Raw genomic sequence first — 21,512 nt, forward strand, 5'->3', positions numbered from 1 at the left:
GGGTACGTACTACCACGCTGGAAGATGCTTCAGGAATTAGGAAAGCCTGAAGAAGCCGAAAAAGTTTACCGCACGGGCCTCACCGTAGCGCGGCGAGCAGGCCAGATGCACGCAGCCAGCGAAATTCAACAAGCCTTAAACCAACTGCTGGGCTTAGATTACGAGGATGAAGATTAGCAGGCCGTAACCCGCTGTGATTTGGCAACGCTATATTCTCCTCAAACTTTCTCGGTCCCGTAACTGGTCCTGCTACGTTTGCCTTACCGTCTGCATGCTGTGAAAATACTACTAGTTGAGGATGAGCCAAAGGTTTCCGCCTTTATTCGGCGGGGTTTAGAGGAAGAGGGCTTTGAGGTGGAAGTTGCTTACGACGGACGCTTTGGGCGCCAACTAGCCCTCTCCCATTCGTACGACCTCATCATTCTGGATGTGATATTGCCGTACGCCAGTGGCTTGGAGGTGCTCCAAACCCTACGCACCCAGGACCAGCAAACCCCAGTGCTCATGCTCACGGCCCTAGGCACCACCCAAGACAAACTAGATGGCTTCAACGGCGGGGCCGACGACTACTTGCTCAAGCCTTTTGATTTTCCTGAGTTGGTAGCCCGGGTGCATGCTCTTACCCGCCGCCGGGGGCAACAAATCAAGAGTGCGGTGCTTTCTCTCGCCGACCTTACCTTGGATACTGCCGCCAAGACGGTGACTCGTGCCGGGCAGCCTATCAAGCTCACCGCCCGCGAGTTTGGCTTGCTTGAATTGTTCATGCGCCATCCGGGCCGCGTGTTGAGCCGCGCTGAAATAGCCGGCGACGTATGGGAAGAGTCGTTTGACGCGGGTTCGAACGTGGTAGATGTGTACGTAAACTACCTGCGCAATAAAGTGGATAAAGGCTTCTCCCAAAAGCTATTGCATACGGTGGTAGGTATGGGCTACGTATTGCGCGTGGAGAGTTAGGGCATCACCAGCAGGTAGCTGCGTGGCTGTACTCTAACTCTCCGACTCGCATCCTTTACGCATCTTACGCCGGCTAATCCTACCTCACATTCTGCTTTGCTTGTCCTATGACCATCCGTAACCGGCTGACGTGGTTATTTCTGGGGCTGGTGGCCGTAATTCTGCTGGCCGTTATGTCGGTGGTGTACATTCTGCAGGCTGATTACACGCACGAAGAATTTCATGTGCGCCTGCGGGACCGGGCCGAAGTAACAGGGTATGTTTTCTTGGAGCAGGACGAGCTGCGGGCCGATGCTTTTCGAGAATTTCAGCGCCGCTACCTCCGCACGCTTACTAACGAGGTGCTGCAGATCTACGACGCGCAGTTGCAGCCCCGCTTCATTGAGCAGGACCGGCGCATCATGATTTCCGAACACCTGCTGGCGCGTATCCTTGCAGAGAAGGAAGTATACTTTCAATTGGGGAGCCGCCAGGCGGTAGGGCTGTTTTACCAAGACAACCAAGGAGAATACATCATTGTGGCGGCCGCGAGAATCACTCGGGGCGGGCCCGTTTGGAGCATCTGGCTACCATGCTGGCGGGTATCTTCGTCAGCAGCATAGTGGTTATTTATATAGCTGGGCGGGTATTTGCGGGCAAGGCCCTGGCTCCTATTGCCGCCGTTAATGACCAAGTAGACCGCATCACCACCCAAGATTTACACCTACGCGTGAATGAGGGCATTAGCAATGAGCAGGACGAGATAACGCGCCTAGCCCGCACCTTCAACCGCATGCTGGAACGGCTGGAAGATGGCTTCGAAACCCAGCGCACGTTCGTCAGCAATGCCTCGCATGAGCTACGTACGCCGCTTACGGCCACTATTGGGGAGTTGCAGGTGCTCTTGAACCGGGAACGGGAGCCAGCCGCGTACCGCGAGGGCCTTGCCTCGGTGTTGTACGAGCTGCAACAACTCAAACTATTGATTAACAATTTACTGGACCTAACCCAAACTAACTCCGGCAACACTGAAGAAATCAGGCTGGATGAATTGCTGTGGGAGGTACGGGAGGCGCTGGCGCCCGATCAGCGCCTTCGCGTGCACATCACGCTGGGTGAGTTGCCCGAGGAAGCCGACCAGCTGGAAATCAAGGGCAACCGCCAGTTGCTGAGCCGGGCGCTGGTAAACCTGCTCGACAACGCGCTCAAATATTCGCCCGAAAACCAACCGGTGGAGGTGCAGTTCAATTACCGCCACGGGCAGCGGCAAATTCGGGTGCAGGACCACGGCATTGGTATTGGAGAGAAAGAGCTACCCCAGATTTTTCAACCGTTTTTCCGGGCCGATAATGCCCGTGCTGTTACGGGGCACGGCGTAGGGCTGCCGCTGGCCCGCAAGATTGTGCAGCTGCACGGCGGCGAGTTGCGTATCAGCTCCCAGCTAGGAGCGGGCACCTTGGCTGAGGTGGTCTTTTAGCAGGTGTTAAGTGGGATTTGCAGGCAGAAATTCATAGAAACTTCATTTTCTAATCGGTTTCTAATCTACCTCTAACCCGTGGCTAATACCGGGGGCGTAAGCTTGCAACTTACAAGCTACGCCCATGAACCGCCTATTCCATTTCTCCTCTCTCCTGCTGCTGCCTACCAGCTTATGCCTGAGCGGCTGCACCGAAGAAACCACCGACCCCCTACCCCGCCCCGATACCCAGCGGCTACCCGCCGCCACCGTGGCCGCTCTGCAAACTGATAGTGTGCAGCTGGCTCCCATCCAAACGGAATTGCGCCTAGAAGGCCGCATAACGCCCAACGCCGACCGCCTAACGCCCGTGTACGCCTTAGCCGGCGGGGTAGTAGAGCAGGCCCCCGTGGCCCTCGGCGACGTGGTAACGGCGGGGCAGCCACTGGCGGTGCTTCGCAGCGCCCACATTGCCGGCCTAGCCCAGGAGCGTACCGAAGCCACCGTGAACTTAGGCACGGCCCGCGTGCAGCTGGAAGCTGTGAGCGAGATGCACGCCGACGGTATGGCCTCCGACCAGGACCTGAGTTTGGCCCGCGCCGCCCTGCAAAAAGCCCAGGCCGAGCTAACCCGCCTGCGCAAGCAAACCGACGTGTACGGCACCGCCCCCGACCACTACACCCTGCGCGCGCCCCAGGCGGGCACCGTCGTTGAAAAGCACCTAACGGAAGGGCAACAGTTCGATCCCGGCCAAGTAGGTAGCCTGTTTACGGTGGCTAACCTCGATGAAGTGTGGGTGCTGGCCGATGTATTTCAGTCGGATATTGAGAAGGTACAGGCGGGTTTGCCGGTGCAAGTACACACCCTGAGCTACCCCGACCGGCAGTTTGCGGGCCGTGTAGACAAGGTGTTCAACGTGCTGGACCCCGAACGTAAAACGCTCCAGGTCCGGGTGCGGCTTGCTAACCCCGACCACCTGCTAAAGCCCGGCATGTTTGCGCGCATTCACCTCACCCAAACCAGCACCACCCGCCTGCCGGCAGTGCCTTCGACCAGCCTGGTGTTTGCCAACGGCCGCCGCTACGCGCTGGTAGTGAAGAACAACTCCGTGGAAACCCGCCCGGTAGCCGTGCAGCACGCCGGTCAGGGTATGAGCTACGTGAGCAGCGGCCTAGCGCCCGGTGAGCAGGTAGTGACTAATAATGCGTTGCTCTATTACAAAGAACTCAATGACTAGCCCGCACGCCTCCTGGCACTGGGTCCGGCATGCCATGAGCACGGCGGAGCGGGAACTACTGGAGCCGTCCTCGGCGGCAATTTCTTTGCCTGCTAACAGCGTCAGAAAGGCGGTTTCGGTAGAAAGGACCACCTTTCTGAAAAAAATATTTCGCTCTAATCCGTTTCTAATATACCTCTAATTCGCCCCTAATATGGGGGGCGTACTCTTGCATATCTCAACACCGAATTCGGATATGCAACGCCTCCTTTTCCTGCTGCCGCTGGCTCTGCTGCTGCACTTCAGCCCCCCTGCTACTGCCGCGCCGCTTGCCGGCGACACCCTGACGCTCACGCTGCCCCAAGCCGAGCAGCAGTTCGTACAAAACAACTTGCTGCTGCTCGCCCAGCGCTACAACGTGTCGGCGGCGGAAGCCCAGATACTACAGGCCCGCCTCTGGGACAACCCTACCATTTCCATCGAGCAGAACACCTATAATCCGCAGACGCGCAAGGTGCTCGACGTAACCAAAACCGGCAACTCCATTGTGCAGGTGCAGCAGCTGTTTGCCATTGCCGGCAGGCGCAAAGCCGCCGCCAACGTGGCCCAGCAGAACGCCCTAGTCGAGCAGTTCACCTTCCAGGAACTTTTGCGCACCCTACGCTACCAGCTCCGCAGCACCTTCTACGACCTGTATTATAAGCAACAGAGCGTGAGCGTGTACGACCAGGAAGTGGCCAGCTTTCAGCGCACCGTGAGCTTATATCAGGGCCAGTACGAAAAGGGGAATATTGCCCTGAAAGAGGTGATTCGACTGAAAGCCTTTCTGTTTCAGCTGCGCAACGAGCGGCAGACCTTGCTCAACGACATTGCCGCCGAGCAAGCCGACCTCCGCACGTTGATGCGCGACACCAGCGGTGCGTACTACATGCCTCAGGCCGACGGCAACCGCCTGAAAGCCCTCAGCCTGACCGACCGCACCGAAGCGCAGCTCATTGACTCGGCCCAGGTGAACCGCGCCGACTTGAAAGCCCGCCAAGCCGCCGTGCAGCAGCAAACCCAGAACCTGCGCCTGCAACGCGCCTTAGCCGCCCCCGACCTGGCCGTAGGCTACGTGTACGACCGGGCCGGCAATTACATCCAGAACTACAACGCCCTCACGCTAGGCGTGGCCGTTCCCATTTTCAACCGCAACCAGGGCAACATTCGCACCGCGCAAAACCAGATTGAAGTCAGCAAGGCGCAGTTCAACCAACAGCAGCTTCAGGTGCAGAACGATGTGCAGGAAGCCTGGCGCCTGGCCCGCCAAAATGACCAGCTCTACCAAGGCACCGACCGGGAAACCTCCGACTTCAACCGCCTGATGCGTGGCATTGACGAGAGCTATGCCAAGCGCAACCTCACCATTGTGGAATTCCTGGATTTCTACGAGAGCTACAAGAACAACCTCGTGCAGCTCAACGCCCTACGCGCCAACCGGGTGCGCGCCTTCGAACAACTCAACTACGCCGTGGGCCGCCCGGTGTTCAACGCCGAATAATCATGCTGCCGACTTCAAAATCCTTCGCCACTTCCCTCAAACGCCCTCTTTCCATGCCCCGCTTTGCCACTCTGGCCACCTCGTTGGCCCTCCCGCTTGCCCTGGGACTGGCGAGCTGCTCGAAATCAGAAGAAGCCGACGTACCACAGAAAGCGGAAGCGGGCTTCACTATGTCCAACCAGATGCTGCGCGAGTTGAAGATTGATACCGTGCGCCGGGAGCCGGTGCGCGACGAGCTGAGCCTCTCGGGCCAGATTGCCACCGACGGCGACAAAACCGTGAAAGTGTACCCACTGGTAGGCGGCGTGGTAGAGCAGCTGAGCGTGGAGCTAGGCGACCATGTAACCAAGGGCCAGGTGCTGGCCGTGATTAAGAGCGGCGAAATTGCCGACCTCCAGAACCAGAGCAGCACCGCCGGCACCGACCTGGACATTGCCCGCAAAAACCTTTCGGTGCTGGAAGACCAGTACAAAGTCGGCCTGGCCTCGGAGCGCGACGTGAGCCTGGCCCGCCAGGAGTTGCGCAAAGCCCAAAGCAACGTGGGCAAAAGCCGCAAGCAGCTTGGTGTGTACGGTGTGTCGGCCGATGGTACCTACACGTTGCGGGCCCCCATTTCGGGCTTCATCACCGAAAAGAACGTGACCGACCACATGCAGTTCAACGCCGACAACGTGGGCAACCTGTTCACGGTCAGCAACCTCGACGACGTGTGGATTATGGCCAACGTGTTTGAGTCCGACATCAGCAAGGTGCAGGAAGCTACCAGGCCGACGTAACCACCCTCTCCTACCCCGACAAGCACTTCACCGGCCGCATTGATAAGGTGTTCAACGTACTCGACCCCGAAAGTAAGGTAATGAAGGTGCGCGTGAAGCTCAACAACCCCGGCTACCTGCTCAAGCCCGAGATGTACGCCCAAATCAAGGTGCTCAATACCGAAAACCAGCAAATGCTGGCCGTGCCTGCCCAGTGCGTGGTGTTCGATAAGGACCGCAACTTCGTGATGGTGTTCAAAGACCGGCACCACGTGGAAACCCGCGAGGTTCAACTCTTCAAAACCGTCGGCGACGTGAGCTACGTGCAAACCGGCCTCAAAGACGGGGAGCACATCATCGCCCAAAACCAGCTGCTAGTCTACGACGAGTTGAACGACTAAAGCTAGAAAGCTAGCTCCCCTCAGATGAGGAGGGGTTGGGGGTGGTTGACCGGAGCGTCAGCTCATCTACTAATACTAGTTCTAAGAACTACCCAAACGACTATCAACCATCCCCAATCCTTCCTCATCTGAGGAGGGGAGCTAGGCTAGCCTTGCCATTTTCTAGCTCTAGTTATTGCCCTCTAGCTTCTTGAAAAGCCATGAATAAATTCATCCAAGGCATTATTGCCTTTTCGCTCAAAAACCGGGGTTTCGTGTTTCTGATGACGTTTGTAGTCATTGTGGCCGGGGTGATGAGCTACCGGAATACACCGATTGAGGCCTTTCCGGACGTTACGAACACCGAAATTACCATCATCACGCAGTGGCCCGGCCGCTCGGCCGAGGAGATTGAGAAGTTCGTGACGGCGCCTATCGAAATTGCGCTGAATCCGGTGCAGAAGAAAACCAGCATCCGGAGCACCACCCTGTTTGGGCTGTCGGTGGTGAAGGTGATTTTCGATGATGGCGTGGACGATGCCTTTGCCCGCGTACAGGTCAACAACCTGCTCAGCCAGGCCGACCTGCCCGAAGGTGCCGACCCCGACGTGCAGCCGCCTTACGGCCCCACCGGCGAAATTTTCCGCTACACCTTGCAAAGCAAGGAAAAGACCACCCGCGAACTGAAAACTTTGCAAGATTGGGTGGTGGAGCGCAACCTGAAAGCCGTGCCCGGCGTGGCCGACGTGAACAGCTTCGGCGGCGAGGTGAAGGACTACGAAATCAGTGTGAACCCCGGCAAGCTCCAGGACCTGGGACTCACGCCCCTCGACCTCTACAACGCCATCCAGCGCAGCAACATCAACGTGGGCGGCGACGTGATAAACGAGGGCCAGCAGAACTACGTGGTGCGCGGCATCGGCCTACTCAACAACATCGGCGACATCAACAACACGGTTATCAAGAACGTGAACGGCGCCCCTATTCTGGTAAAGGACGTGGCCATCGTGCACGAGTCGGCGCTGCCGCGGCTGGGCCGGGTGGGCCGCGGCCTCAACGACGACGTGCTGGAAGGCATTGTGGTGATGCGCAAGGGCGAAAACCCCTCCGAAGTCATTGCCCGCCTCAAAGACAAAGTAGCCGACCTCAACGACAAGATTCTGCCTGCCGACGTGAAGATCAAAACCTTCTACGACCGGCAGCAGCTCATCGACTTCTCGACCGAAACCGTGATTCACAACTTGCTGGAAGGCATTGTGCTGGTGACGGTGATTGTGTTCGTGTTCATGGCCGACTGGCGCACCACGGTGGTCGTGAGCGTGATTATCCCGCTGGCCTTGCTGTTCGCCTTCATCTGCTTGCGGCTCAAGGGCATGTCGGCCAACCTGCTCAGCATGGGTGCCATCGACTTCGGGATTATTATTGATGGGGCCGTGGTGATGGTGGAAGGGCTCTTTGTGGCGCTCGACCACAAGGCACACAAAATGGGGATGGAGCGGTTCAACAAGGTGGCCAAGCTGGGCCTCATCAAGAAAACCGGCCGCGACATGGGCAAGGCCATTTTCTTCTCCAAGGCCATCATTATCACCGCGTTGCTGCCCATCTTTTCCTTCGAGAAAGTGGAAGGCAAGGTATTCAGCCCACTGGCCTGGACGCTAGGTTTTGCTTTACTGGGTGCGCTCATCTTCACCCTCACGCTGGTACCGGTTCTCACCTCCATCCTGTTGAAAAAGAACGTAGTGGAGAAGGACAACTTCTTTGTGCGCGGCATTAACCGGGGCGCGCAACGGTTCTTCTCCTTCACCTACGCCCGCAAAACCGCCAGCTTGCTGGTAGCCACCGTGGCCGTGGTGCTAGGCATGGGCGCCTTCCACTTCCTGGGTTCCGAGTTCTTGCCCGAGCTGAACGAAGGCTCCATCTACGTGCGGGCCCAGCTGCCACTGAGCATCAGTCTTGATGAATCGAACAAGCTTTGCAACGAGATGCGCCGGGTGTTTCTGAGCTTCCCCGAAGTGGGCGACGTAGTGAGCCAGACGGGCCGCCCCAACGACGGCACCGACCCGACCGGCTTCTACAACAACGAGTTTCTGGTGCAGCTCAAGCACACCCCCGAGGTGGAAGCCGAAATGAAGCACAAAGACAAGCGCGAAGCCCTGATTGAGCACATGAAGGAAAAGCTGAACCGTTTCCCCGGCGTGGATTTCAACTTCTCTCAGCCATCACCGACAACGTGGAAGAAGCCGCCTCGGGCGTGAAAGGCTCCATTGCCGTGAAAATCTACGGCCAGGACCTCAAGCTGATGGAGGAAAAAGGCCGCCAAGTGTACGGCATCCTTAAGAACATCAAAGGCATCGACGACCTAGGCGTGCTGCGCAACATCGGCCAGCCCGAGCTGCACGTAGACCTCGATGAGCAGCGCATGGCCCAGTATGGCGTGAGCAAGGCCGACGCCAACGCGGTGCTGGAAATGGCCGTGGGCGGCAAGCAAGCATCCCAGATGTACGAGGGCGAGCGGAAATTCCCCATCCGGGTGCGTTACCAGGAACAGTTCCGCCAGACGCCCCAGGAAATTGCAGCCCTCATGGTACCCACCCAAAACGGCACCACCATCCCCCTCTCCGAAATTGCCACCATCGGCGACGTAAACGGCCCCAGCCTCATCTACCGCGACGATAACCAGCGTTTTGCTGCTGTGAAGTTCAGCATCCGGGGCCGCGACATGGGCAGCACCATCGAGGAAGCTCAGAAGAAGGTCAACCAAGTGGTAAGCCTGCCCAAAGGCTACACCATGAAGTGGACCGGCGACTTCGAGAACCAGCGCCGCGCCACCCAGCGCCTCATGCAGGTAGTACCAGTATCGTTGGGCCTGATTTTCTTTATTCTGTTCATTCTGTTTGGCAACCTCAAAGATGCCGGCCTAGTGCTCCTGAACGTGCCGTTTGCCATCATCGGGGGTATTGCGGCCCTGCTCATCACCCACACCAACTTCAGCATTTCGGCTGGCATTGGGTTCATTGCCTTGTTCGGTATCTGCATCCAGAATGGGGTGATTCTGATATCGGTGTTCAAGCAGAACATGGTGCGTAAGATGAGCCTCGACCGTAGCATCCACGACGGCGTAACCAGCCGGGTGCGCCCCGTGGTCATGACGGCTCTCATGGCCACCATCGGCCTGATGCCCGCCGCCATCAGCACTGGTATTGGTAGTGAAACCTCTAAGCCACTGGCTATTGTGGTTATTGGCGGCCTCATCACCGGCACCATTCTCACCTTGTTCATCTTCCCCTTGATTTTCGAGAAGGCCTACCGCGCCGAGCATACTCACTACGGCGATGATCTTACGCTCCGCCCCGAGCGGCACCAGCTTGGAGTACTGGTGCATTAGGGGTACCTGTTTGGTGAATTAAACAACAGTCGGCTTTTGGCCGGCTGTTGTTTTTTAAAGCCATAGTCTTCTTGCTTGGCGGGTAGCAGCCCTGACAAACAACCATAGCTTTATCTGGCGCATCTGTGCGGAAAAGTTTGCAACTAGCAGTCCTAATTCTTGCTCTTTCATTCATGACAAAAGCTTTCCTGCTGAGCCTCGGCTTATTGGCGGCCGCCCCGGCTTTGGCCCAATCCTCGGCATCCCGTCCCGACTCGGCTGCTACACTCTCCTACCGTGAAACACCCCGCAAAGTCAACGCTCTGGTGCACACCAAGTTGGATGTACGCTTCGACTATGCTAAGCGCCAACTACTGGGCCGCGAATGGGTAACGCTTCAGCCCGTAGCCTACGCCACCGACTCGTTGCGGCTGGATGCGAAGGGTATGGATATTAAGTCGGTGACTATGGTGAATGGCAACGACACCAAGACCCTGCGCTTCGACTACAACCAGGAGCAAATGTTGGTACACTTGGATAAGCTGTACACGCCCGGCCAGCAGTACACGGTATACATTGAGTACGTAGCGAAGCCAGAGGAGCTGAAAGCCAAGGGTAGTGCCGCCATTACCGATGCCAAGGGTCTCTACTTTATAAACCCCGATAGCACTGAGGCGGGCAAGCCCCGGCAGATCTGGACCCAGGGCGAGACGGAAAGCTCTTCGGCCTGGTTTCCCACCATCGACAAGCCCAACCAGAAAACAACGGCGGAAATTAGCATGACGGTGCCCGCCCGCTACGTCACGCTCAGCAACGGCCGCCTGGATTCGCAGAAGCAAAACACCGACGGCACTCGTACTGACACCTGGAAGCAGGAATTGCCGCACTCGCCCTACCTATTTATGATGGCGGTAGGTGATTTCAAAATCACCAAGGACACGTGGCGCGGCAAGGAAGTAAACTATTATTTGGAGCCGAAGTACGCTCCCTTTGCCAAACAGATTTTCGGCAACACGCCCGAAATGCTAGAATTTTTCTCGCGCCGGCTGGGGGTAGACTACGCCTGGAATAAGTACTCCCAGATTGTAGTGCGCGATTACGTGAGCGGGGCCATGGAAAACACCTCGGCCACCCTGCACGGGGAGTTTCTACAGAAGGATGCGCGTGAAATGCTGGACGCCGAGTATGCCAACGGCGAATCGGTAATTGCCCACGAGCTTTTCCACCAGTGGTTTGGCGACCTAGTAACGGCCGAAAGCTGGAGCAACCTAACGGTAAACGAATCTTTCGCCGACTTCTCGGAGGCTTTATGGGCTGAGTACAAGTATGGCCAGGACGCTGGTGACGCCCACGCTTACATGAACATGCGCAACTACCTGCGCAGCCCCCAGGACGCGCAAAAACACCTTGTGCGCTTCCACTATGCCGACAAAGAGGACATGTTTGATTTGGTAAGCTATCAGAAAGGCGGCCAAATCCTTAACATGCTGCGCAACTACCTCACGGACGACGTATTCTTTGCGGGCCTGAAAAAATACCTGACTGATAATAAGTTTGGCAATGGCGAGGCGCACCAGTTGCGTTTGGCTATGGAAGCCGTATCGGGCCAGGACTTGAACTGGTTTTTCAACCAATGGTACTTTGGTGCCGGCCACCCAGTAGTCACCATTGACTACGGCTACGACGCCGGGCGTAAGGAACAGACCGTAACTATCAAGCAAACCCAGCCAGGCAAGGTATTTCAGCTCCCGCTAGCTGTGGATGTATACGTGAACGGTAAGCCGCAGCGCCACCAGGTAGTGCTGCGCCAAGCCACTGAAACCTTACATTTTCCGGCCGCCAGCAAGCCTAACCTCGTGAATGTGGATGCCGATAAGGTGTTGCTGTGGCAAAAAACCGACAACAAGCCATTTGGTGAGTACGCCTATCAGTACAAAAATGCCCCACGTTTCGTGGACCGCCGCGAGGCTGTAGCGGCCGCCGCTCAGTTGCCCCCTACCGATGTGGCAGCCCGCCAGCTTCTCTTCTCCGCCCTGAGCGATAAGTACGCTGGCCTCCGCTTGGCGGCTCTTGCTGGCCTCAAGCTAGACGACAAGGCTGTGCAAAAAGCAGCCGCGCCGGTCATCCGTCGTCAGCTGGCTCAGGAGAAGAACACAAACAACCAAGCAGCCCTGCTACTAGCGCTGGGAGAGTTTAAAGACAAGAAAGACCAGAAAGCATTTACCCAGGGCCTCAACAGCCAGTCGTACGCTGTGCAAGGTGCGGCGCTGCAAGGCCTCGCCGCCGTGCAGCCGAAGCAGGCGCTGACGCAAGCTCAGTCTTTACAGAAAAATGCCAATGGCACCCTGGCGGCCTCCGTAGCGGCCGTGTATGCCGAGTACGGCGATGCTAGCACCTGGGCCTACGTGCGCGACCAGTTTGATGCGGCTGGCCCACAAGGCAAGTTTAGTATGCTGGAAAGCATTGTGGGTTTTATGACTCGCCTGAATGATGCCAAGGTACTTGCTGAAGGCGTAGAACGCCTGCAGAAGATGGCTGTGCAATACAAGAAATATGGCCTCGACGAACCCATTTTGGGCATGCTCGACAAAGTGCAGAAAGACAAACCGGCTGACCAAAAAGCAACCGTGCAAGCCGCCATGCAAGCCATTAAGCAAGCTCCTTAGCACTAAAAAATCTTGCTTTTTTATCAAGAGGCCCGCACAATGCGGGCCTCTTTTATTAGGCGTAACCCTATCAGGAACTGTGTTTTTGCATCGTATTTAACCATGCCGACGGCTAACGACAAACAGGCGCTTGGGTTACACTGCCTCCATAAAATCGAACTTTTACCGCAGGGGCCGTGTCGCACTACCATGCGAAAGACCACTCTGCTGACCGTTGGCGCCCTGCTACTTGCTGGCCCGGCCCGCACCCTGGCCCAGACCACTGACCCACGGATTGACAACGAAGAATCGCCCTTCGTACGCCTCATTCGCCCCGACCGGCCGGGTCAAACCATCACCACCAACATGCTTTATCCTGGTCAGTTTCAACTAGAAACTGGCCTCACTCGGTATGATGCGAGTAGCAGTGTGGGCTACGCAGGGCGCTCGGCCTGGGGTAGCACCCTACGGGTAGGCTTCTTCAACCACATCGAGCTGCGAGCTACCCAAAATTATCTGCTTGCCTCTACGGCCCGCTCTCTTGCCACTGAAGGCGAGGCAGCACCCTACACGGGGCCAGTTGGTTTTGCCCCGCTTAATGTGGGAGCTAAGTTCTTGGCCTCTAGTACCCAAAACGCCAGCTCGCAGGTAGTGGTGCTGCTGGATATGAACCTACGTAATGGTGATGCCACCTTTACCAACAAGCAACTGGAGCCCGGTGCGCGGTTGCTTATTTCCCAACAGCTTGGCCAACGCTTTGGCCTAGAGGGTAACCTTGGTTTTCGGCAACGCGCTTTCACCGCCGAAGGAACCAAGTACGGCCAGTACCTAACCACTCTAGCCCTGAATGGCCCTTTGGGTCCCACTACTCACTTTGGTTTTTTCGCCGAAACGTATGCCACTTGGCAACGCCAGCAAGGGTGGCTACCCGGTTTTACCTCGGGCCTCTATTGGCGTCCTATACCCGGTATGCGCTTTGACGTGACGGGCGGTCACGGGCTGACAAGTCAAGCCGGTGGCCTTACCGTAGGCGGCGGCGTAAGTGTACGCCTAGGCCGATAGTGCCCTACCGGGATTGATGACCCTAAATCTTCGTACTGCCAATACAAACACAAGGCCCTGGCGCTCTAGCGCCAGGGCCTTGTGTTTGTATTGGCAGTACAGCTTGGTATGCCGCATGGCCGAGGGCCCGCTACTTGTTTACCGATTCGGGAGCAATGCGCGTAGGCGTTTGTTGTCCACTCACAATACCCGTGGCGCTTTGCCCGATGGCAGAAATAACTGCTGTCATATTTAGCAAGTCCATGCTTTCTACCTCGTCATTCACAGAGTGGTAGAGCTTATCAGTTGGAATCTGGTCGGTGCTGATGGTATGGGCAGGCACGCCCAAACGGGCTAATGTCGCATTATCAGAACGGTAAAATAGATTCTGCTCTAAATAAGGATCCGGCTCAAAGCGGAACGGAGTGCTTTTGAGATTGGCTTGCAGTAGCGTTCCAAAATCAGACTTGTCGAAGCCCGTGATGAATGCGGTATTTGGTCCGAACTTGGCCTGCTTGCCTATCATTTCAATGTTGAACATAGCCACGATCTTAGCGGCGTCTAACTGTTTAGAGAAGTATTGCGAACCGAAGCCCCCTATTTCCTCGGCCGTAAACGCCACAAACACGAGCGTCCGGGCGTTGTCGTTCTTCTTTTTGAAGTACTCGGCCAGTGCTACTACCGCTGTCGTGCCGCTGGCGTCATCGTCGGCACCGTTCGCAATGGAGTCGCCAGCAACCGCAGAAATTACTCCTAAGTGGTCGTAATGGCCCGAAAATACTACTTGCTCTGCTGCACGAGCAGGGTCTTTGCCGGGCAATACGCCTACTACATTGCGCAACTCTAGGGTCCGTAAGGTGGTATTGCCTGCTACTCTAAATGTTACCTTGCCAGTTGCGGGCGCTGGCGTAAGGACTACGACACTGGAAAAAGTATTTCCCACCTTATCAAGCCGCATACCTCCATGGTTGGCGTACCCCTTCACCCGCTCAAATACCGCGGCGTGCACTGGGTCAATAAGAACAACGAGGTTCTCGCGCGGACGGATAATATCACGCATGTACTGCTGAGGATTGTCGCCGGGGCCCACAACGAGTACTCGGGTAGCAGGCTCATCTTCGTCCGTCCAGTTCAGATGAGGCTGGGTAGATAGTAGTATAGCTTTTTCCTTGGGTATGGAAACGTTGTTTACCGTCACAAACAGCGCTGCCACTTGCGACTCATAGGCGGGGAATACCTGCTCGTAGCTAGTGAGGCCAGGTAATGTGCTCAGTTGGATACGCCGGAACTCGGCCGCTAAGAATTGGGCTGCTTTCAGGCCGCCAGGCTGGCCAGAAGCCCGGCCCATCATATCATCGGCGGCCAAGGTTTTCAGTACTCGCTCTACAGTAGCTGGTGCTACACCAGACGTTTTTGGTACTGCTACGCGCTTTTTCTGAGCGAGCGAAAGGTGAGAGAACAGAGCTAAAGACAGAACGAAAGGTAGGAGTTTACGCATAGCGCAAAATAACCTTTTTGTTCTGTTGTATGTGCACCTTCACTGGCGCTGGCTAGTCAAAGTGGTACTATAGAATCCGGCTGCTTTGTTCTTATTCTTAGACAAGCACACCGCTACCCATTAATCCAGAGAGGGCGGTACGCTAAACCTAAAGAAAAGATTACCCCACCTGTATGGAGCAAAAATGCTTCACCATACAGGTGGGGGTACAGAAAAAGCTTCGTGGATTATTTCTTATCTACGACAGCCAGCACAGCAGCCCATTCCTTATCTGATTTGGCGGTGGATGCTCCAGAAGCGGCTTTTAGATTGCCGGCCAACTCAGGCGCAGCTGCTTGTAAGGCCTTCATAGTCAGCTTTACAGGCACTACTGTTGCGTCTGGGCGGCGCAAATAATAGGTGGTCTTATCTTCCACAATATCAGAACGCTCGCCACTGCTGTAGGCACCCTGATAGTTCGCTTTCTTTAGTACTTTCTCGTAGCGCTTCAGCAATACGTAGTTCCCCTCATGGATTACCTCTACAAAGTCGGAGCGCAGTTCTGGAGAGGGAGCTTCTGAAAAGCGACGAAAAATTCGCTGCCGAGCAGGTCCTGCAATACCTGCTGGTTCCTCCAAATCGAAACCAGCTACCAACCGATCATTGAGTTGCAAGGAATCGTTCGGACGATTCACGGGCAACATCAAAAGCCGTCGGTTCAGTACATCGTATTTCAACGGCACAGGCGCCAGCGGGACTTTGTTTGTCATATGCAAGCGTGCTGGTAGCCACCGGTTATCGACGTAGGGCGACCCTACCATTCCATAGGATTCTCCACGTGGCAGCACAGCCGCCGAGCCAGCCGCCAGCGAGTTCAAATTTGTTTGGGCATCAGCTCCGCTTCCAGTATTAGCTTGCTGAGCATAAACTCCTTCTGCCGACAACAGCAATGCGAACAGTATGCAATAACGAATGACCATAATATGTCGGGCTAAGTCTTGGGGTGACTTCAATTTAACTCTTTTGATCCTCTAAGCCAACGTCAGTATCAGGTCGTCGGCGTTTACCAAGGTCCCTTCGGGTAAATTGACGACCTGCACGATGCTGTCGTCGGGGGCAGTGATGGTGGTTTCCATCTTCATGGCTTCAATGATGAAAAGGGGCGCGTTTTTCCGAACTTCTTGTCCATCCTCTACCAGTACCTTTGAAAGCAAGCCTTGTAGAGGAGCACCTACTTGCTTGGTATTCGCCTTGTCCGCCTTAGGGTTCAGCACCCGTTTCACTTCCACCGAATTGTCGCGCACTTCCACGTTACGCGCCTGACCGTTCAAGTTGAAGAAAATGGTTCGGCAACCGTCTTCGTTAACCGGACCTATGCTTTGTAAGCCGACGATGATGCTCTTGCCACGGGCAATTTCGATAATGGTTTCGTCGCCGGGCTGCAGGCCGTAGAAGAAGGCACGGGTAGGCACCACCGACACGTCACCGAACTCTTGCACGTGGGCCCAATACTGCTCGAATACCTTGGGGTACAGCAACCACGATAAGACGTCGGTGAACTTGCCGCGCTGCCCAAATTTCTCCTCGAATTTCTGCCATTCCTGGTCAAAATCAATTGGGGCGAGGTGGTCATTGGGCCGGTCGGTAAAGGCGGATTCCCCCTTCAGAATCACCTGCTGCACCTCTTTCGGCCAGCCGCCTTCCGGCTGGCCAATGTCACCTCGAAACAGTTCTCGTACTGACTCAGGAAAATTCAACCCCGCGCCTTTTTCCAAGACGTCAGCCGTAGTAAGGTTGTTGGAAACAAGGAACAAAGCCATGTCGCCAACTACTTTCGATGAGGGCGTTACTTTGATGATATCACCAAAGAGCAAGTTCACATCGGCGAAGGTGTGCTTGATAGTCTCAAACTTATCGAGGAGGCCAAGCGCCGCGGCCTGAGGCCGCAGGTTAGAGTACTGCCCGCCCGGAATCTCGTGCTGGAATACCTCCGACGTACCCGCTTTCAAGCCCGACTCGAAGGGGTAATACTGCTCGCGTACCGTATCCCAGTAGTTGGAGAAGCTGTTCAGCGACTCTTGGTTGAACTCACGGTGGCGCTCCTGGCCCCGCAGCATTTCAACAATAGAGTTGAAATTGGGCTGCGAGGTAAGACCCGACAAGGAACCCAAGGCCACGTCAATCACATCCACGCCGGCTTCTACTGCTTTCAGGTAGGTAGCGGCCTGCAAGCTGCTGGTATCGTGGGTGTGCAGGTGAATGGGAATCTGCACGGTATCGCGCAGTGCTGTAATGAGTTCTTGGGCCGCGTAGGGCTTCAGCAGCCCAGCCATGTCTTTGATGCAGAGGATATGAGCTCCGGCTTCCTCAATCTGCCGCGCCAAGCGCAGGTAGTAGTCGAGGGAGTATTTCTGGTTACGCCGCTGGTCGAGTATGTCGCCCGTATAGCAGATGCTGGCCTCGGCCAACCGGTCCGTCTTATTGCGTACAAACCCGATGCAGGCTTCCATACCAGGCATCCAGTTCAGGGAGTCGAAGATGCGGAACACATCGATGCCCGTTTCGGCGGCCTGCTGCACAAAGCGTTCCGTGAGGTTATCAGGGTAAGCTTTGTAGCCTACCCCGTTAGCACCCCGAATCAGCATTTGCAGCAGAATATTGGGTACTGCGCGGCGCAAGCGGGCGAGCCGCTCCCAGGGGTCTTCGTGCAGGAAGCGGAGGGCCACATCAAAGGTGGCCCCACCCCAGCACTCGAGCGAGAAGGTCTGGGGATGCTCGTGGGCGTAGCGCTCAGCTACTTTGAGCATGTCGTAGGTGCGCATGCGCGTAGCCAGTAGGCTCTGGTGGGCGTCGCGCAGAGTAGTATCAGTGTAGTGAACCTGCTTTTCGGCGCGCAGCCACTTGGCAAATTCCTTGGGGCCTAGCTCCGTCAGCTTGTCCTTGGTGCCGGCGGCGGGGGGCCGGGTGGGGTCATATTCGGGTAGCAGGGGTTTACGCAGGTCGCGCGAAATATCCACGTGGCCTTTCACGTCGGGGTTGCCATTCACAATCACCTTGCCCAGGAAGCTGAGCACCTTGGTGGCGCGGTCTTGGCGGGTCTTGAATTTGAATAGCTCCGGGTGGTTTTTGATGAAGTCCACATTCGCCTCGCCCGCCATGAAGATGGGGTGCGCAATGATGTTCTGCAGAAACTGAATGTTAGTGCTTACACCCCGGACCCGGAATTCATCAAGAGTGCGGGCCAACTTGGTTGCGGCTCCTTCCAGAGTAGGCGCCTGCGCCGATACTTTAACCAAAAGCGAGTCGAAGAAGGGCGACACTTTCACGCCTGTATACACGGAACCTTGGTCGAGACGGATGCCGAAGCCTCCGGCAGAACGGTAGGCAGTAATGGTGCCGTAGTCGGGCTTGAAGTCTTGCTCGGGGTCCTCGGTAGTAATGCGGCACTGAATGGCTACCCCAATTTTGGGTGGCATCTTGTCCTCACTCAACCCAATTTCCGGGTCGCTGAGGCGGCGGCCATCGGCAATGTGGAGCTGGGTCTTGATTAGATCCACGCCCGTAATCATTTCCGTGACAGTGTGCTCTACCTGAATTCGTGGGTTTACCTCAATAAAGTAAATGCGGTCTTGCTCGGGGTTGACCAGAAATTCTACGGTGCCTACGTTGTTGTATTGTACTGCTCGCCCGAGGCGCAGGGCATACTCGTACAAGAGGTGGCGCAAATGGTCCGGCAGGTTCAAGGAAGGCGCTACTTCCACCACTTTCTGGTAGCGCCGCTGCACTGAACAGTCGCGCTCGTACAGGTGCACTAGGTTGCCGTGGTTATCGGCTACCAGTTGTACTTCAATGTGCTTGGGCTGCTCCACAAACTTCTCCAGGAACACCGTGTCGTCGCCGAAGGCCTTCAACGCTTCGTTACGCGCCTCGAAGAAGCCTTTCTCCAACTGCTCGTCGTCCCGAATTACGCGCATACCACGCCCTCCCCCACCAGACGCTGCTTTCAGCATTACGGGGTACCCAATGCGCGCGGCTTCCTCCTTGGCAACGGCAAAGTCGGTGAGGTCCTGCACACTGCTCTCAATGATGGGCACCTGACATTCTACGGCTACTCGCTTGGCGGCTACTTTATCGCCAAGGGCTTCCATTACTTCGGGACGGGGCCCAACGAAGATGATACCTTCCTCGCGGCAGCGGCGGGCTAGCTCGGCGTTTTCGCTCAAGAAACCATACCCCGGATGAATTGCATCCACTCCGTTTTCCTTCGCCACCCGCAACAAGCCTTCAATGTCCAGGTATGGCTTTAGCGGCTCATCGTCGCGCCCAATCTGGTAGGCTTCGTCGGCCTTGTAGCGGTGCAAGGAGTAGCGGTCCTCGTAGGTGTAAATGGCTACCGTGGTAATCCCGAGCTCGGTAGCAGCGCGCATAACGCGAATGGCAATTTCACCTCGGTTGGCAACCAGCAGTTTGCGGATGTTCATCAGGAAATGCGATATATAGTAGCGGAGAAATGCGTGCCCCAAGCTACAGAGAGCCCACAGAAGTTCCAGCGAAAATTCGCTAGAAGTTTTCACAGGCTTCTCTTCAGCTCCGCTAATATATCCGCAGCCGCCGAGTAACTGCGCAGCAAACCATAAAATACAGTACTTTTTTAAGGTTTTTGTGTAAGCGCAAGCCCAGACCGCGTACATCAGGCGCTACATCTGCCTCATAACCAGCGGGCAACAGACCAGCTCACCATACTAGCTGCTGACATTCAATAGAAGTGCTTACGAGAGGCACCTGCTCATCTTCGTTCGTTTTCCTTGCTGATCGGGGTGCTCGTTTTACTACTTGGCGCTAACCTTTCTAGACAATGTCGAGTTAGACCTTCATCTTTTCCCTTCTCACTTTGCTTCATGGAATTCGCCGACAAAAACATTCTTCTGGTAGGCGCCTCTTCGGGTATTGGGCTAGCTACTGCTCAGCTTCTGCACAAGCTCCGGGCGAACGTATATACGGCTTCGCGCCATATGTCGCCGGAGTTGGCAGAGCTGGAAACTACGTTTGTGCCACTGGACGTAACCCAGCCGATAGGCGCCGCCCTCGACGGCTTGCCGGAAATATTGCATGGCGTAGTGTACTGCCCCGGCAGCATCCGATTACGGCCCTTTGAGCGCATTGCAGCGGAAGATTTCCGCGCCGATTTTGAGCTAAACGTGTTGGGGGCAATACAGGTGTTGCAAGCCACGGTGAAACGTCTAAAAAAGGCCAACGGTGCTTCGGTAGTGCTCTTTAGCACTGTAGCAGCTGAAACTGGTATGGCTTTTCATACCAGCGTTGCTACTGCCAAAGCCGCCGTAGAGGGCTTGACACGGGCTCTGGCGGCAGAATACGCAACTAGTAATATTCGCGTCAATGCCGTAGCTCCTTCGCTAACCAACACGCCCTTGGCTGCCGCTCTACTCAGCACGCCCGAGAAGGTAGAGGCCAGCGCCAAACGCCATCCCCTACAACGCATAGGCGAGCCTCAGGACCTGGCCTACATGACGTCGTTTCTGCTTTCCGACCATAGTGCGTTCATCACGGGGCAAGTAATGCCAGTTGATGGCGGAATGAGCCGGCTGAAATAGTCCCCAGCCTACACTACTAGCCGTTTACCCCACTCCCCAGTATGTGTTCCTACTGATGGGTGGGGTATCGTATTTCCAACTTTCCCAGCACGAGCAAGGACTAGGCAACAGGCATTAGCGGAATTTCCCTTTTTGTACTCCCCTACCGCTACTGCCGAGCAACTTACTGCCTAGGCTAATGGTTATAGCATTATGGAAAAAGACCGGATTAAACAGGCTTACCTAGACCATGTACTGCGCAAAGGCACTCCGCCCGCTTCGGTGTTTAAGCTCACCAAGAAACTAGGATTGCCCGAGCAGGAATTTTACCGTTACTACGCAACCTTCGAGGCCATTGACCGGGAGTTGTGGGCCGATTTTGGTCGTGAAGCACGCGCTACCGCCGCGCAAGAACCTGTGTGGCAGCAGTACGGGGCCCGCGAAAAGCTCTTGGCTTTCTATTACACCTTGCTTGAAATCCTAAAGCGCAACCGCAGCTACGCCCTTCAAAGCTTGCGCCGATCCATGCATCGGATGCCAGGCCTGACGCCACGCGTGCTCGATGATTTTCGCCAGGAATTTGAGGAGTTTGTGGGCGGCATTCTGCGGGATGGTCGTCGTACCGAGGAGGTAGCAAGCCGGCCGCTAGTGCAGGACCAGTATCCGCGGGTTTTCTGGCAGCAGATGCTTTTCGTTCTCGGCTTCTTTGCCAAGGACGATACGGTAGATTTTGCCCGCACCGACGCGGCCGTTGAAAAAGCGGTGACGCTGAGCTTCGACTTGGTAGGCCGCAATACGTTGGATTCGGCTCTCGATTTCGTCCGGTTTCTGGTACAACGCTAGGCAGCCCCAGCTTGCCTGACGCCCAGTTTGTTCTTTCTTATTCCCAGCTCACCGTGCAAGCGGGAGCTTCCTACATGGACGAAACCACCCAACCTTTAGATTCCCTTCCTACCACCAAAGTTGCCCGGGCCGCTCGGTTCGCAAAAACCGGCTTCTCTGTAGGAGCAAATTACGTGAAGCACTACGCTAAGCGCGCTGTAGGAGGCGAAAGCACCACGGAGGACCTGCACGCAGCAAATGCCGCAGAACTGTACGGTGCCCTGAGTGAGAT

At 56.0% G+C, this 21,512-nt stretch carries 15 protein-coding genes and 1 pseudogene; 13 read left to right on the forward strand and 3 right to left on the reverse strand.

Features of this window, described 5'->3' with window-relative positions:
* Nucleotides 1-24: 24 nt before the first annotated feature.
* The 11 genes and pseudogenes from VI25_RS26565 (at nucleotide 25) to VI25_RS06200 (ending at nucleotide 13,351) form a co-directional block, all read left to right on the forward strand.
* Nucleotides 25-177 carry a hypothetical protein gene (locus tag VI25_RS26565; RefSeq protein WP_236704913.1) on the forward strand — a complete coding sequence of 51 codons (153 nt, stop codon included), beginning with the start codon at nucleotides 25-27 and terminating at the stop codon, nucleotides 175-177.
* A 99-nt stretch (nucleotides 178-276) separates the two neighbouring features.
* Nucleotides 277-954: a response regulator transcription factor gene (locus VI25_RS06155; RefSeq protein WP_045686921.1), complete on the forward strand. Its 678-nt coding sequence runs from the start codon at nucleotides 277-279 to the stop codon at nucleotides 952-954.
* Nucleotides 955-1,061: 107 nt separating this feature from the next.
* Nucleotides 1,062-1,556, forward strand: a complete 495-nt coding sequence (locus VI25_RS06160) for a hypothetical protein (protein WP_045686899.1) — start codon at nucleotides 1,062-1,064, stop codon at nucleotides 1,554-1,556.
* On the forward strand, nucleotides 1,508-2,410 hold the full coding sequence (locus tag VI25_RS06165) for an ATP-binding protein (protein WP_152981514.1): 903 nt from the start codon (nucleotides 1,508-1,510) through the stop codon (nucleotides 2,408-2,410). The genes VI25_RS06160 and VI25_RS06165 overlap by 49 nt, the downstream gene beginning before the upstream one ends.
* A 124-nt stretch (nucleotides 2,411-2,534) precedes the next feature.
* Nucleotides 2,535-3,626 (forward strand): efflux RND transporter periplasmic adaptor subunit, encoded by a 1,092-nt coding sequence (locus tag VI25_RS06170; protein WP_045686897.1) that lies wholly within the window; start codon nucleotides 2,535-2,537, stop codon nucleotides 3,624-3,626.
* 235 nt (nucleotides 3,627-3,861) lie between these two features.
* Nucleotides 3,862-5,145 (forward strand): TolC family protein, encoded by a 1,284-nt coding sequence (locus tag VI25_RS06175; RefSeq protein ID WP_045686920.1) that lies wholly within the window; start codon nucleotides 3,862-3,864, stop codon nucleotides 5,143-5,145.
* 53 nt (nucleotides 5,146-5,198) lie between these two features.
* Nucleotides 5,199-5,921, forward strand: coding sequence for an efflux RND transporter periplasmic adaptor subunit (locus VI25_RS27640; protein ID WP_052694870.1), 723 nt, complete (start codon nucleotides 5,199-5,201; stop codon nucleotides 5,919-5,921).
* Between the two features lie 47 nt (nucleotides 5,922-5,968).
* Nucleotides 5,969-6,301, forward strand: a complete 333-nt coding sequence (locus VI25_RS27645) for an efflux RND transporter periplasmic adaptor subunit (RefSeq protein WP_052694869.1) — start codon at nucleotides 5,969-5,971, stop codon at nucleotides 6,299-6,301.
* A 263-nt stretch (nucleotides 6,302-6,564) separates the two neighbouring features.
* Nucleotides 6,565-9,665 (forward strand): annotated as a pseudogene (locus tag VI25_RS06190) (efflux RND transporter permease subunit).
* A 173-nt stretch (nucleotides 9,666-9,838) separates the two neighbouring features.
* Nucleotides 9,839-12,310: a M1 family aminopeptidase gene (locus tag VI25_RS06195; RefSeq protein WP_045686896.1), complete on the forward strand. Its 2,472-nt coding sequence runs from the start codon at nucleotides 9,839-9,841 to the stop codon at nucleotides 12,308-12,310.
* Nucleotides 12,311-12,499: 189 nt separating this feature from the next.
* On the forward strand, nucleotides 12,500-13,351 hold the full coding sequence (locus VI25_RS06200) for a transporter (RefSeq protein ID WP_045686895.1): 852 nt from the start codon (nucleotides 12,500-12,502) through the stop codon (nucleotides 13,349-13,351).
* Nucleotides 13,352-13,481: 130 nt separating this feature from the next.
* Here the strand turns inward: VI25_RS06200 and VI25_RS06205 are convergent, their stop codons facing one another.
* The 3 genes from VI25_RS06205 to VI25_RS06215 form a co-directional block, all read right to left on the reverse strand.
* Nucleotides 13,482-14,828: a M20/M25/M40 family metallo-hydrolase gene (locus tag VI25_RS06205; protein WP_045687167.1), complete on the reverse strand. Its 1,347-nt coding sequence runs from the start codon at nucleotides 14,826-14,828 to the stop codon at nucleotides 13,482-13,484.
* A 227-nt stretch (nucleotides 14,829-15,055) separates the two neighbouring features.
* Nucleotides 15,056-15,787: a hypothetical protein gene (locus VI25_RS06210; protein WP_152981516.1), complete on the reverse strand. Its 732-nt coding sequence runs from the start codon at nucleotides 15,785-15,787 to the stop codon at nucleotides 15,056-15,058.
* A gap of 51 nt (nucleotides 15,788-15,838) precedes the next feature.
* Complete coding sequence (locus VI25_RS06215; protein WP_055562357.1) at nucleotides 15,839-19,288, reverse strand: pyruvate carboxylase; 3,450 nt, start codon at nucleotides 19,286-19,288, stop codon at nucleotides 15,839-15,841.
* 417 nt (nucleotides 19,289-19,705) lie between these two features.
* On the opposite strand from VI25_RS06215, the gene VI25_RS06220 reads away from it, so the two are divergent.
* Nucleotides 19,706-20,419 carry an SDR family NAD(P)-dependent oxidoreductase gene (locus tag VI25_RS06220; protein ID WP_045687165.1) on the forward strand — a complete coding sequence of 238 codons (714 nt, stop codon included), beginning with the start codon at nucleotides 19,706-19,708 and terminating at the stop codon, nucleotides 20,417-20,419.
* Between the two features lie 192 nt (nucleotides 20,420-20,611).
* Nucleotides 20,612-21,241 carry a TetR/AcrR family transcriptional regulator gene (locus VI25_RS06225; RefSeq protein ID WP_045687164.1) on the forward strand — a complete coding sequence of 210 codons (630 nt, stop codon included), beginning with the start codon at nucleotides 20,612-20,614 and terminating at the stop codon, nucleotides 21,239-21,241.
* The last annotated feature ends 271 nt before the right edge of the window (nucleotides 21,242-21,512 follow it).

Source organism: Hymenobacter sp. AT01-02, assembly GCF_000961955.2.
Taxonomy (GTDB): domain Bacteria; phylum Bacteroidota; class Bacteroidia; order Cytophagales; family Hymenobacteraceae; genus Hymenobacter; species Hymenobacter mucosus.